Origin of the sequence: Streptomyces sp. SID13666 (assembly GCF_010548325.1) — a bacterium.
Lineage (GTDB): Bacteria > Actinomycetota > Actinomycetes > Streptomycetales > Streptomycetaceae > Actinacidiphila > Actinacidiphila fildesensis.
This window is the reverse complement of record NZ_JAAGLX010000051.1, coordinates 1-12,929: the sequence shown is the minus strand read 5'-3', so window position 1 is coordinate 12,929 and position 12,929 is coordinate 1. Positions and strand designations below refer to the sequence as shown.

General features: G+C 67.4%; 9 protein-coding genes and 2 pseudogenes. 4 read left to right on the top strand and 7 right to left on the bottom strand.

Annotated elements, in window-relative coordinates; all coding sequences use genetic code 11:
- Window positions 1–26: 26 nt before the first annotated feature.
- Window positions 27–1,331 (bottom strand): ABC transporter substrate-binding protein, encoded by a 1,305-nt coding sequence (locus G3I60_RS37630; RefSeq protein WP_164298820.1) that lies wholly within the window; start codon window positions 1,329–1,331, stop codon window positions 27–29.
- A gap of 155 nt (window positions 1,332–1,486) precedes the next feature.
- Here G3I60_RS37630 and G3I60_RS37625 point away from each other — a divergent pair, with 155 nt between their 5' ends.
- The 4 genes and pseudogenes from G3I60_RS37625 to G3I60_RS37610 all read left to right on the top strand — a co-directional run.
- On the top strand, window positions 1,487–2,629 hold the full coding sequence (locus G3I60_RS37625; RefSeq protein ID WP_164298822.1) for an ROK family transcriptional regulator: 1,143 nt from the start codon (window positions 1,487–1,489) through the stop codon (window positions 2,627–2,629).
- Window positions 2,630–4,120: 1,491 nt separating this feature from the next.
- On the top strand, window positions 4,121–6,925 hold the full coding sequence (locus G3I60_RS37620; protein WP_164298824.1) for a ricin-type beta-trefoil lectin domain protein: 2,805 nt from the start codon (window positions 4,121–4,123) through the stop codon (window positions 6,923–6,925).
- 139 nt (window positions 6,926–7,064) lie between these two features.
- Window positions 7,065–7,226 (top strand): annotated as a pseudogene (locus tag G3I60_RS37615) (transposase); the annotation flags it as partial.
- 158 nt (window positions 7,227–7,384) lie between these two features.
- Window positions 7,385–7,882 (top strand): annotated as a pseudogene (locus G3I60_RS37610) (transposase family protein); the annotation flags it as partial.
- A 34-nt stretch (window positions 7,883–7,916) separates the two neighbouring features.
- Here G3I60_RS37610 and G3I60_RS37605 read toward each other — a convergent pair.
- From G3I60_RS37605 to G3I60_RS37580, 6 genes are all read right to left on the bottom strand, one after another.
- Window positions 7,917–8,702 carry an integrase gene (locus G3I60_RS37605; protein ID WP_164298826.1) on the bottom strand — a complete coding sequence of 262 codons (786 nt, stop codon included), beginning with the start codon at window positions 8,700–8,702 and terminating at the stop codon, window positions 7,917–7,919.
- Window positions 8,703–8,792: 90 nt separating this feature from the next.
- Complete coding sequence (locus G3I60_RS37600; protein ID WP_138359591.1) at window positions 8,793–9,161, bottom strand: VOC family protein; 369 nt, start codon at window positions 9,159–9,161, stop codon at window positions 8,793–8,795.
- 82 nt (window positions 9,162–9,243) lie between these two features.
- The gene (istB, locus tag G3I60_RS37595; protein WP_138359593.1) at window positions 9,244–10,014 is read right to left on the bottom strand and encodes an IS21-like element helper ATPase IstB; all 771 of its coding nucleotides are present in this window, start codon (window positions 10,012–10,014) and stop codon (window positions 9,244–9,246) included.
- On the bottom strand, window positions 10,011–11,465 hold the full coding sequence (gene istA, locus G3I60_RS37590; protein ID WP_164299683.1) for an IS21 family transposase: 1,455 nt from the start codon (window positions 11,463–11,465) through the stop codon (window positions 10,011–10,013). Before istA ends, istB begins: the two co-directional genes overlap by 4 nt.
- Before the next feature lie 21 nt (window positions 11,466–11,486).
- The gene (locus tag G3I60_RS37585; RefSeq protein ID WP_164299706.1) at window positions 11,487–12,239 is read right to left on the bottom strand and encodes a hypothetical protein; all 753 of its coding nucleotides are present in this window, start codon (window positions 12,237–12,239) and stop codon (window positions 11,487–11,489) included.
- Window positions 12,240–12,397: 158 nt separating this feature from the next.
- Window positions 12,398–12,727, bottom strand: a complete 330-nt coding sequence (locus G3I60_RS37580) for a helix-turn-helix transcriptional regulator (protein ID WP_164299704.1) — start codon at window positions 12,725–12,727, stop codon at window positions 12,398–12,400.
- Window positions 12,728–12,929 lie beyond the last annotated feature (202 nt).

Sequence of the window (12,929 nt, the reverse complement as noted above, 5' to 3'; positions counted from 1 at the left end):
CGGCGGGAGCCGGCGATGCGGAAGGCCTACTGGTTGGACTTGGTCCACTCGGCGTCGAGGAAGGCTCCGAACCCGGAGGCCGACTTCTTGCCGTTGATCAGGTCCGCGACGCCGGCCGCGGCTTTGTCGGCCAGCCCGGCGGGCATCGAGCCGTCGCCGGTCTCGATCGAGAAGGCGTTGACGATTCCGTTGGCCTTCACCGCGGCCTGGTAGAGGTTGACGGTCTCGGTGTAGACCGGGCCCATGCCGGCCGGCGGGGTGTAGTCCTTGAGCGCGATGATCGAGCCGTCGGTCTTCACCGAGTTGTCCAGCGACGTCTTGTCGAGCATGAACGCCAGCGCCCATTTCTGGGCCAGCGGGACGTCCGCGGCTTTGGAGGAGACGCTCATGCCGCCGCCGGTGTAGGCGGGGACCGCGAGGGTGCCGTCGTCCGAGGGCCAGGCGAAGACGCCGACGCCGAAGCCCGGCGCCTTGGCGTCCGCGGACGCGGCGAACCACGAGCCCATCGGGTACATCGCGCCCTTGTTGTCGCGGAACGCCTGCTCGGTGGCGGCGTAGGACCGCGACAGCCCGGCGGTGTCGATGTAGCCGGCCTTGGCCAGATCCGCGATCTTCGCGGCGGCATTGGTGAATGCCGGGTCGGTGAACTTCGCCGTGCCGGCGGCCTTCTGCGCGAGCCAGCCGGGCGTCTGCTTGTACGTGTCGGTGGCCACCGCGCCGATCAGCGGGTACATGTCGGCCCAGGTGTCCTTGCCGCCGCCGCCGACGACGAACGGGGTGATCCCCTTGGCCTTCAGCTTCGCGGAGTCGTCCAACAGGTCCTGGTACGTCTTCGGCTCCGCGGTGATCCCGGCCGCGGCGAAGTCGGCCTTGTTGTAGTACACGAACGGCGTGGGCTGCGTGTTGTACGGCAGCTGGTAGACCTTGCCGCCGATCGGGTTGGCGTGCGGCGAGACGAAGTCGGTGAGCTGGGTGTCGCTCCACGGCGCGAGCTGCCCGGCCTGCGCGAAGCCGTTCGGCGACACCGCGATCATGATGTCCGGGAGCTGGCCGGACGCCGCGAGCTGCTTGGTGTACCCGACCCGGTCGGCCGACGGCGCGACCAACTTCTTGATCTTGACGCCCGGGACCTTCGCCGAGGCCCGCGCGATGGCATCGTCCCAGTACTTCGCCGTCAGGTTCGGGGTCTCGAAGGTCAGAAAGGTCAGGGTGACGCCGGCCTTCGTTCCGCTTCCGGTGGATGCCTTGCCGCCGCTGCCGCCGGCGGCACAGCCGGCAAGCACCAGGGCCGCGGTGACCGCGATCGCGCTGGGGGCCAGTATCTTGCGCATGTGGATCCCTCCTTGCCCCGACATGAGTTCGAGGTCTGATAGGTCGGATGGGTGTCTAGCTTGTTTTTTTATGAAACCTTTTTTAATATTTGGTGGGTCGGAAGGTAGTAGCGCTCTCGAGACCCTGTCAAGAGCCAAAGCGAAACGAGGAAGCTGTGGGCAATGCCCGAGGCGGGGACCCTTCGCAGTTGCGCAGGCTCAACTCCGTGGCGGTGCTGCGCAGTCTGCACAGCGGCGGCACGCTCACCTTGACCGAGCTCGTCAAACTCGCCGGATTGTCCCGCCCGACCTGCGAGGACGTCGTCAACGATCTCCTGGATCAGGGCTGGGCCGTCGAGGTTCTCCCGAACGGCGACGGACCGCGCCAGGTGGGCCGCCCGGCCCGCAGGTTCCGGTTCCGCGCCGAGGCGGGATACGTCCTGGCCGTCGACATCGGCGCACACAAAGTCCTGGCCGTCGTCGCCGACCTGCTCGGGGACGCCGTCGCCACCACGCGCTGCGCCGTCGACCCGGTGACGTCCGCCACCGAGCGGCTGACCGCCACCAGCGAGACGATCGGCCGATGCCTGACCGCGTCAGGCATCGAACCAGGCCGCCTGCTGAGCACCGTCGCCGCGACCAGCGGCATCGTGGACGACGCCGGGCACGTCAAACTCAGCACAGCACTGCCCCAATGGACAGGCCTCGACCTGCGCGCCGAAGTGCTCAAAATGCTCCCCCCGGCCGCCGCCGAGGTGGTGGCGATCGAGAACGACATCGCCCTGGCCGCGCTCGCCGAACACTGGCGAGGCGTGGCGCGGCACGCCACAGACATCGTCTACATGTTCGCCGGACGGCGGATGGGCGCCGGCCTTCTCATAGGCGGGGTTCCTCACCGGGGCCACCACGGGGCCGCCGGTGAGATCGGAACTCTCGACCTGCTCGGCTGGGAAGGTGCCTACCGCCGCTTCAACCGTCAAGCAGGCGATGACACCGGGGACCACGTCCAGGAAACCTTCGAGGCAGCGAGGCGCGGCGACTGCGAGGCGCTGGATATCGTCGATGCCTTCGGCAAGGACCTGGCCACGGGCCTGGCCATCATGGTCCTGTCCGTCGACCCGGAGCTGGTCGTCGTCGGCGGCGGCATCTCCCAAGCCGGCGAACTGCTCATCGAACCGGTCCGGCGCCACCTCGCAGACCTCACCCCTTTCCCGCCCGAGGTCGTGGCTTCCATCCTCGGTGACGAATCCGTCGCCCTCGGCGCTGTACGACTGGCCCTGAACCACGTCGAGCAGAACCTCTTCACGGTCGCCGAATAGGCCCGTATGACACCGAGACTGCCGCATCCGCTTCTTCGCCCCGGGCCCCGATGTGGACGATCCCGCAATTCCCCATCCGGGCGCCGTCAGCATCGCGCGGCGCTCCTGCGTACGCCGCCAGTCCTCCGGGCTCAGGTAGTAGTCCCTGGAGTCGACCTTGACGATGACGCGGTCGGAGGGCCCCAGAGCCACGGGGACGGAGATGAGCGTGCCGGTGGCGGCGTCGCGAAGGACGGCGCTCAGCTTCAGGAGTCTGATCAACGGAGGCAGCCAGTGGCAGACGTCGCACTCTGCAATCCGATGTCTCGCCGGCCGTGGACGCTCGTCCAACCTGGAGCAGGCCTTCTACCTTGACTTTTCTGCACGCCGATCAAGTGATCGCTATGCGACCGTCGGACATAAGTCGGATGTATTGAGCCTTAGGGGCTTGACGGCCTCGGTGCCGAGGTGTTCCATCGAGCCCCAGATGCCCGGCTGCCCACAGTAACGTCCGCCATCGAACCCGGTCCTTCGATCGTCGTCATCGGGCGGTGCGCAGCAGTGTCCTCTCACCGCTGCGTTCTCCCGCGACCTCGTCCCTATCGTGAAGCCCGCTGGCCGTGACGGTCCGCACGTTGTAACAGTCTGCAAAACCGACAACGCCACGACGCCGTCGCGGATGTCGTGCGGGGCGACACCGCCTCGCTTGATCCCCATCACTTGAGAGGTGCACATGACGCGTTTCCGAGGCGCGGTCCTTCTCGGTCCTCAACACCAACCGCCTCAACGACACCGACCCGCGATCGCCTACAACGGCTATACCTGGGCCGCCCCGCCCCGCGGATACGGCGACCGCGGTGACGACGTGCACGCCGGCGGCGCCGGGGCCACCGCGGCTGAACTTCCCCGGCATCGGCATCCACACGCCTTGGCGGGCCTCCCACCACTCGGCCCGATCACCTCAGCCCTGGCCGGCGAGTGCGTCGACGTCACTGGGAAATCCAGCGCGAGCGGCACCGCCGCGGCCCCGACGGCAACGCGAACGCGTCCCAGAATTGGGCCGTGGCCGCCGACCACACCCTCCGGATCAACGGCCTGTGCAGGTGCGTTGCGGAGCACAGTCCACCCGGCGGTGCCCTGATCCAGTTTGGCGATCTGCGGCGGGGGCCCGTCATAATAGCAGGTTTCGCAGCCCAACGGCACCCTGAAGGGCGTCCGGTCCGGGCGTTGCCTGGGTGACCGGAATTTCTCGACCATGAACAGCACTCAGCTGAAGATCGTGGGACTGCGACGCCGACACCAACCAGCGGAGGACGCTTCCGTGGACCTGCGCCGCTCCCCACGAGCGCGCGGGAGCGGCAGAACCGTCACATGGCGAAACACCTGCTGCCAGGCGCAAGGTGATCAACCGGCGTGGACTCTCGCGCCTGCATCTCGTTCAGAACGTCCGCACACGCGATCCAGCCCACGGACGCCCATCAGGAATCACGACAACGCGTATCTGGAGTCATCATGCGTAACTCGCCCCTGCGACGGGCCGCCGCTCTTCCAGCGGCTCTCGCCTTCCTCCTCTTCCTCCTCGGTGGCCTGCCCGGCGTGTCGGCGTCGACTGCGCGGGCCGCGGCCCTCTCGACGTCGATCATGGTCGACGGCACGAAGGCGGGACTTGCCTACGACGGCGTCGGCGCCGCCTCCGGCGGCGGCGGCAACTCCCGCCTGCTGATCGACTATCCGGAGCCGCAGCGCACCCAGCTGCTGGACTATCTGTTCAAGCCGAACTACGGCGCGAACCTGCAAGTGCTGAAGCTAGAGATCGGCGGGGACACCCAGTCGACCGACGGAGCCGAACCGAGCATCGAACACGTCAGGGGTGCGGTGGACTGCGGCAACGGCTACGAGTGGTGGCTGGCCGAACAGGCCAGGAAGCGCAACCCGGCGATCAATATCTACGGCCTGGCCTGGGGTGCCCCCGGCTGGATCGGGACCGGTGACGCGGCCAACCCGAGCCCGGGGAAGCCCTACTTCTGGTCCTCCGACATGATCGCCTACCTGATGTCGTGGATGGGCTGCGCGGCGCAGCACAACCTGACCGTCGACCAGATAGGGGGCTGGAACGAACGCGGCTTCAACAAGACCTGGTATGTGAACCTGAAGAAGACGCTGGTCTCCAAGGGCTATAAGACGAAGGTCGTCGCGGACGACAGCGTCGGCTGGAAGGTGGCCGACGCGATGACCGCGGACCCGGCGTTCAAGAACGCCGTTGACATCATCGGCTCGCACTACCCGTGCGGGTGGCTGTCCGCGCAGACGAGCTGTCCCAGCAGTGCCAACGCGCAGGCGCTGGGCAAGCCGCTGTGGGCCTCGGAGAACGGGTCGCTGGACGCCGACGCCGGCGCGCCGGCGTTGGTCAGGGGGATCAATCGGGGCTACATCGACGGCAAGATGACCTCGTTCATCAACTGGCCGGTCCTCGCGGCGATCTACCCCAACCTGTCGTATGCCACCGTCGGCATGTCCGTTGCCGCGCAGCCGTGGTCGGGGAACTACCATATAGGGCTGCAGACCTGGGCCACCGCGCACACCACGCAGTTCGTAGCGCCGGGCTGGCGCTACATCGACTCGGCGAGCAGCTACCTGGGCGGTAACCGGGCCAACGGCAGCTACGTGACGCTGATGTCGCCGAACGGCAGCGACTACAGCTCGGTGATCGAGACAACCGGGGCATCGGCAGCACAGAGCGCGACGTTCACCGTCAGCGGCGGGCTGTCCACCGGGAAGGTGCACGTGTGGGCGACCAACCTGGGCTCTACGAACAACGCGGACTACTTCGTGCGTCAACCGGACCTCACGCCGGCCAACGGCAGCTACACCCTGACCTTGCAGCCGAACTACATCTACACGGTCACCACCACCACCGGCCAGGCCAAGGGCGCCGCGACGCCGCCGGCCGCCGCCTCGCTGGCTCTGCCGTACTCGGACGACTTCGAGACCGCGGCCCCAAGCACGTCGCCGAAGTACTTCTCCGACATGAACGGCGCGTTCCAGACCACTTCGTGCGGCGGCGCCAGAGCGGGCGTCTGCCTGCGCCAGATGAGCCCGACCCAGCCGATCCGCTGGTCGACCGAGTCCTACACCGGACCGTACTCGATCATGGGTGACGGGACCTGGGGGAACTACACGGTGAGCGCGGACGTCAAGTTCGAGCAACCCGGCACCGTCGAGGCCTTGGGCCGAGTCGGGAAGCAGGCCACCGGCAACAAAGGCCTGAACGCCTACCACCTGCGCCTGTCGGACGCCGGCACTTGGTCGATCGTCAAGAGCGACACCGGCTGGGCATTCACAACGCTGGCATCCGGCACCGTCACCGCGCCCGGCCTGAACAGCTGGCACAGCATCGCGCTGACCATGGACGGCGCGACGCTCACCGCCAAGATCGACAGCACGGTGGTCGGCAAGGCGACCGACTACGCCTATTCCAGCGGCCAGGCGGGACTCGGTGTGACCGGGTACCAGACCGAGCAGTTCGACAATTTCGCCCTCGCGCCCACGTCGCACGTCGGCGCGATCGCCGGCGCGGCCGATCGGTGTGCGGACGCCGCCGGCGCCTCGATGGTGAACGGCACCCGCGTGCAGGTTGAGCTGTGCAAGGGCGGTGCGGCCTCACAGACCTGGACCTGGAGCGGCGGCAGCCTCATGTTCGGCGCCAAGTGCCTGGACATCACTGGCACGGCCACCGCCAACGGCACCCCTGCCGAGCTGTGGGACTGCAACGGTGGCACCAACCAGCAGTTCGTGCCGCAGAACGACGGCACCCTCAAGGCCGTGCAATCCGGCCGCTGCCTGCAGTACTCCTCACCAACTGCCGGAACGCAGCTGACGATCCGGGACTGCGATGCCAGCGTGAAGCAGCAGTGGACCCTGCCGGGACGGGCGTTCACAGGTGCGGTCGCCTCCGGGCTCACCGGCAAGTGCGCCAATGACAGCGGCGGTTCGACGACCAACGGAACGCCCGTACAGGTCTGGGACTGCAACGGCAGCGCGGCGCAGAACTGGACCACGCTGGCGGGGCAATTGGTGCTCGGCGGTAAGTGTATGGACGTCAACGGCAACGTCACCGCGAACGGCACGCCCGTCCAGCTGTGGACCTGCAACGGCGGCACCAACCAGCAATGGGTCCAGCAGCCCGACGGCTCGTTGAAGAGTGTCCAGTCCGGCCGCTGCCTGGACGACCCGAATTTTTCGACCACGAACGGCACCCAGCTGGAGATCCGGGACTGCAACGCCGGGACCAACCAGCGGTGGACCCTGCCCACCTGACATCCACGCCCGACCGGAAGCCAACCGGTCCGCGACCGGCCCACTGCCCAACCGCTGAGCAAGAGCTTCGGCCAGCGCCGTCAAGTAGTTCGCCCATCCTGCGCCAGTGACCTGTTTTGGCTCACGACAGCCTGTCCACTGGCTGTCGTGAGCCATACGATGCCGGATCCCCGCCTTCGTCGAACTCGCCGGCAAGATCAAGCGTCACTACGGCGCCATCCTGAACGCGAACATCGAGGAGTTGAGCAACCGACTGATCGAGCCCACGAACACCAAGACCCGGCTCATCATCCGACGGGCTTCAGCTTCCAGTCCACCGTAGCGATCATCGCCCGGTCATGCTCTGCCTCGGCGGCAAGGGTGTGTCATGAATCAGGCTCTGTCCCGTAATCGGTGGTAACGAAGTGTGACTGCCGTCGTTGACATGGCATGCTTGATGTCAACGAGCTTGTGGGTGTGGTGTTTTCGGGACTGTCGGCCCTCGTCGTCGAGAACGTGAAGGATGAGGGCAGGGTCATCCGGGTGTCGGCGCGGACCAGGGGGGATCCGTTGCCGTGCCCACTGTGTGGGCAGCCGACGGGGCGGGTGCATGGCTTCCACGGGCGGGTGGTCGCGGACGTGCCGGTGGACGGGCGGCGGGTCGTGGTGTTGGTGCGCGTCCGACGTCTGGTCTGCCCGGTGCTCGGCTGCCCGCGGCAGACGTTCCGCGAACAGGTTCCCGGCGTCGTGGAGCGCTACCAGCGCCGCACCACCCGCCTGACCAACCAACTGAACTTCGTGGTCAAGTCGTTAGCGGGCCGGGCGGGCGCCCGCCTCTGCCGCGTTCTGGCCTGCGCGATCTCCCGCTCGACTGCCCTGCGCATGCTCATGCGCCAGGTGGTGACGCCGCTGCGCGTCCCGCGCGTGCTCGGCGTCGACGACTTCGCTCTCAAACGCCGGCACCGCTACGCGACCGTGACTCCGCCGTGGGTTCCGGCGAACTGAGGGGTTCTCAGCGGGAACCCGAGGGTCTGTTGGCGTGCTGGTCGTTGGCGGGCCCCTGGGTTCGGGTTGAAGGTGAGGAGTCGGTTTCCGCGGAGGACTCCAGGATCTGGCGGGCTGCGGTGGCATAGCGGATCGCGGTCATCTCGGCGATGCCGAAGACTTCGGCGAGGTGGAGCGGGTCGGGGCCGTGGGTCAGGGCTTCTTCGAGTTGGCGGTCGACGCGGAGTCGTTCCAGGGTGGCGACCTGGTGGCGGAGAGGGCTTGTGAGCCAGAGCCGGCCGACCGGCTCGGTCCCCAGTGCGGTGCGCCGGTTGATCAGCAGGTGGGGGTTGGCGGTGTTCGGCCATCGCTGTCGGCGGCAGTCGAGCCAGTCGGTGATCGCTTGGCGCGTGGGGTCGTCCAGGGGACGGGCGCGTCCGGCCAGGACGAGCGTGCGCTGGCCGAGGTCGATGTCGTCCACATGGAGTTCGGCGATGGTCTTGGACCGGGCGGCGTGGATGGCGGCCAGCAGGATCACGACCCTGGCGGTGGGGGTGGTCGCGGCGGCGACTGCCCGGTGGATCTCGCTGGCATCGAGGGGAAGGATCACTGCGTAACTGCGGCGTCCGCGGCGGATCCGGACGGTGGGGTCCCGGAAGATGGTCCCGGTCGCTTTGCAGTGCCGGAACAGCGACCGCAGAGCGCTGAGCGTGTGGTGGAGCTCGCTGCCCTGGCGCGCTTCGGCGACGGCTCGTAGCTCCTCGCGGGTGACTTCCCGCAGGTGGTCGTGGTCGTTCGACCATGCCAGGAGCACGGGTGCGACGCTGTCGGCGTACTACCTAACCTCCCCAACCGCGTACGGATGAACGTCCCCAGCTATGTCGTGTGCGGGAGCACGGCTGCGTCAGCCCCTGACGATGCAGAAGGGATGCCCGGCCGGATCAGTGAGGACCCGCCACCTGTCCTCATGCGGCTGGTGATGAGCCTTGCCTGCTCCCAGCTCCAGCAACCGAGCCTCCGCCTCGTCCAGGTCCGCGACGTCGAAGCAAAGGTGAAATTGTTGGGGAACGGCCTGATCAGGCCAGCTCGGCGCCCGGTAGTCGTCGACCCGTTGAAAGCCTATGAGGAGTCCATCCTCACGGTTGAGACCGGCAAAGTCAGCGTCCGACTTCGGGTGCGGCTCAAGGCCGGTGGCCTGTTGATAGAACACCGCCAGAGCCAGTGGATCAGGGCAATCTAGTGTTATCGCGCTCAACTTCATCTTCAAGGGCATGGCATCTCCGAGCTGATCAGCAGACTTTCCTGATGCCACCCTAAAAGGGGCCGCCCCGCCGGCCGGTTCGCGACGTGGCCTGTCAGGCCACGTCTGTGTCCCGCTCGATGGCCTTGAGTCGGTTCTTGAGCCGGTAGCTGGGGCCGTTGATGGAGATCACGTCGCAATGGTGCAGGAGGCGGTCGAGGATGGCGGTGGCCAGGACCTCGTCACCGAACACCTGTCCCCATTCGCTGAAGGTCTTGTTCGAGGTCAGGATGATCGAGCCCTTTTCATACCGCTTGGAGATGACCTGGAAGACCAGGTTGGCTTCTCCGCGTTCGAGGATCTCGTAGCCCACCTCGTCGACTACGAGGACACCCGGCCGTAGGTAGGTGCCGAGCTTGTTGGCCAGGCGGCCGGCGGCTTCGGCGGCTTTGAGGTTGCGGACCATGTCGTCGAGGCTGGTGAAGTAGACCGAGTAGCCGGCCCGGCAAGCCGCGACCGCGAGAGCGACGGCGATGTGTGTTTTACCCACCCCCGGCGGGCCCAGGAGAGCCGCGTTGGCCTTGGCCTCGACGAACGAGAGCGTGGCGAGGTCCTTGACCTTGCGCGGGTCGAGGTCGGGCTGGAACGAGAAGTCGTACTCATCGAGCGTCTTGTGGTGCGGCAGCCGGGAGAGTCGCAGACCCTGCCGGAACCGGCGGTCGTCGCGGACAGCCAGCTCCTCGGAGAGGACCAGGTCGAGGAAGTCGAGATAGCCCATCTTCGCCTCGTCCGCCCGGCGGGTGAACTCGTTGATGGTTTCCGCGAGGTGGGGCAGGCCGAGCTTGCCGGCCGTGGTGCGGATACGGTTGCCGGTCAGCTCGCTCAAGAGGATTCCTTCGTCGCTCGATGGGTGGTGAAGGGACGGGTGCCAGTCAGCTCGTCATAGACCGACAACGGTCGGCGCCCGACCTCGATCCGGGTGGCCGCGGCCCGGTTCAGCAGGGCCTGCAGCGGGCCGGTCTCCTCGCCCCGCGGCCGCTCTTGCCGAGGCTGGATGGGGATGTCGCCGGTGGTGGTCCGACGGTTCTTACCGGTGGGCAGACCGTCCCAGTGCGACTCATCGACGACACGGGCACCGCGGCCGATCGCCCGGGGGTGGGCGGCAAGCAGCGTGCTGCCATGGATGTCAGCAAGGGTGCCATGCAGCATGACCTGGGACTTCGTGGCTCGGACCTCGACCAGCTGACGAGCACGGACTCGCCGGGCCGGCACGGAGTAGAGGTTCCCGTCGAAGGCGACCAGGCAGTCCTTGCCGACGTGCCGCAGCTGCCGCTCGGCCACCAAGTACGGAACCGACGGCAGCGGCTTGAGCGCCGCGTGATCTCTCGCCGCCCGCTCCGCGATGACCTCCCGGTGCGTCTTGTGGATCTGGGCCCGCCGCAGCGGCACCCACGCGGTGAACGCGGCGTCCATCTCCTCGACGGAGGAGAACGACCGGCCGGACAGAACGTGATCGCGGACGATCAGAACTTGCCGCTCGACCCGGCCCTTGCCCTGCGGCCGGTAGGCGGCCAGCACGTCGATGTCGAAGTCGTAGTGGCCGGCGAAGCCGACCGCTTCCGGATGCAGCGGGACCGCCTCACCAGGAGCAACGTGGCGGCGGACGACGGTCTTGGTCCGGTCGTAGACGATCGTCATCGGAGCCCCGCCGAAGTGGGCGAAGGCCCGGCGGTGGCAGTCGAAGAAGGTCTGCAGGTCCTGGCTCGTGGTGAAGCAGCAGAACGGGTCCCGCGAATACGACAACGTCATATGGAAGGAGTAGACCTTCGCGATGCCCATGTGAGCGAGAATCTTGCCCTCATCACCCCAGTCAACCTGGGCCTGGGCCCCCGGAATCACCTCGAACCGGCGGTGCATCCCCGCCAGTTCCTTGGGCGTGATGCCGAGTTCCTCGGCGATTCTGGGCCGGGAGGTCTGGACGTAGAGCTTGACTCGCTGGTAGTTGCCAGTGAAGCCGTACTCCTGGGCCAACCGCTCATGAATGACCGCGGCCTTCATCAGGACCTCGGCCCGAAGCATCGAGTCGATCAATGGCCCGAACTCGTCGATCACCCTCGCCCGCGACCGCCCACTCGGCGACCGCCGCGGAGGCGTCGCCGGACCCGGCGCCGACAGGTACTTACGGACCGTTTTGCGGTCCAGCCCGGTCTCCCTGGCGATCTCCGACAGGCTCATCGCCCCGGACTCCAGCAGGCCCCGAAAGCGCCGGAGCTCCAGCCAACGCTGCGGATCCAAGACCACTGCCAGCCCCCTCCGCCGCCCGAATCGACCAAGCATCAGAGTGCCGAGCAGCATGTCTCACCGCATCAGCAACTGTCCCTTTTCATCCGTACGAGGCTGGGGACGTTCACGTGTACCCCGACAGACGCTGCTGAGGTAGTTCCAGACGGTGCTCTGGCCCCGAGGCCTGCTGCGCGGTCCGCCGTCGCGAAGTGTGCGTGCCCAGTCCTCGGCATCGTGGCGGATCCCGGGAGCGACGCCCTCGAGTTTGCGGTCCAGCCATCGCGCGACGGTGGGCCTGTCGTCCTGGAACAGGCCGAGGCGGTCCAGGACTTCGGTGGTGCGTCCGGTGTTCAGTCCGCGTTCCCGCAGAGCCGGGAGCAACTCGCAGTAGCGCACGCTGTCTCCGGCGCTGAACCCCGACAGGGCGATGACCAGTGCGCGGTCGACTTCGCGGGCGGTCCAGTGCGTCCAGCCCCGGGCCTCGCCGAACTCCCGCGCGAAATGGCGTGCCTTGACGAGCCAGGGGTTGTCCAGGTCCTGGTCACGGCGCCGATCGAAGCGTCGGTAGTCCCGGGCCGCGTCGAGCAACGACATCTGGATCCACGGGGACGGCGAGCGTGCGGGCTCGGGTGTGTGTCGCGCGGGACGGCGGCCCGCCCTGCCCAGCAGGGGGCCGGGCTGGCGAATGCGATGCATCCTGGCCAGGAACAACTGCTGGTGCTGGAGCTGTGCGAGATAGGGAGCGAGAACGACGACCTCTCCGTTGGCCCTGGCCTCCAGGCTCGCCTGCAGCCAGCACAGTCGGCAGTAGCCCTTCTTGGTGGGCACTGACCGGTGGCAGGCCGAGCACTGGCCCACCTCGTGGAGGGTGGCGAAGGTGAAGCAGGCCCGGCAGGAGTATCCGGGCAGTTGCCCCCAGGAGAAGCAGGCCTTGCAGGAAGACGCCGGTTTGTCCGTTCGCGGTGGTGTCATCGTCTTGTTGCCCGTCACATCGGGGGAAGAGAGCGGCCGTCTCGGCGCCGGGGCACCACGGTCGGCGCCGTGCCGCCGGAAGCCACCGCCGCCTGCTGCCCGTCGCGGTGTCCTGGCCGGGACACCTTCTCGGGTTCGGGGACCAGGAGGTCGGTGATCTCGCAGCCCAGGGCCACGCAGATGACGTCGATGTCGTCGAGCTTGAGCGAGGCCGGCTGGCCGGACCACAGGCCCGACATCTTCCCCGCTGAGATCACCAGGCCGTGTTCGGCCAGGGTCCGCTGCAGGTCGGATGCCTTCCAGACGCCGTGGTTCGCCGCCGTCAGCCGCAGGTTCCACTTCATCGGACCAGACTTCCCAGCCGCCGCGCGGCCCGTTCGTTGCCGGCCACCCAGGCGTCCTCGACCCGGGTGCGGTGCACGTGTAATGGTGGAGTCGGGTATTGGAACTGTCCGAATGCGTCCCTGATCACGCGTTGCGTTGCTCGGATGTTCCGAAGCGTGCCAGGCAGTGCCACACCTTCTTGAGCGCCTGTTGGTCATGGAA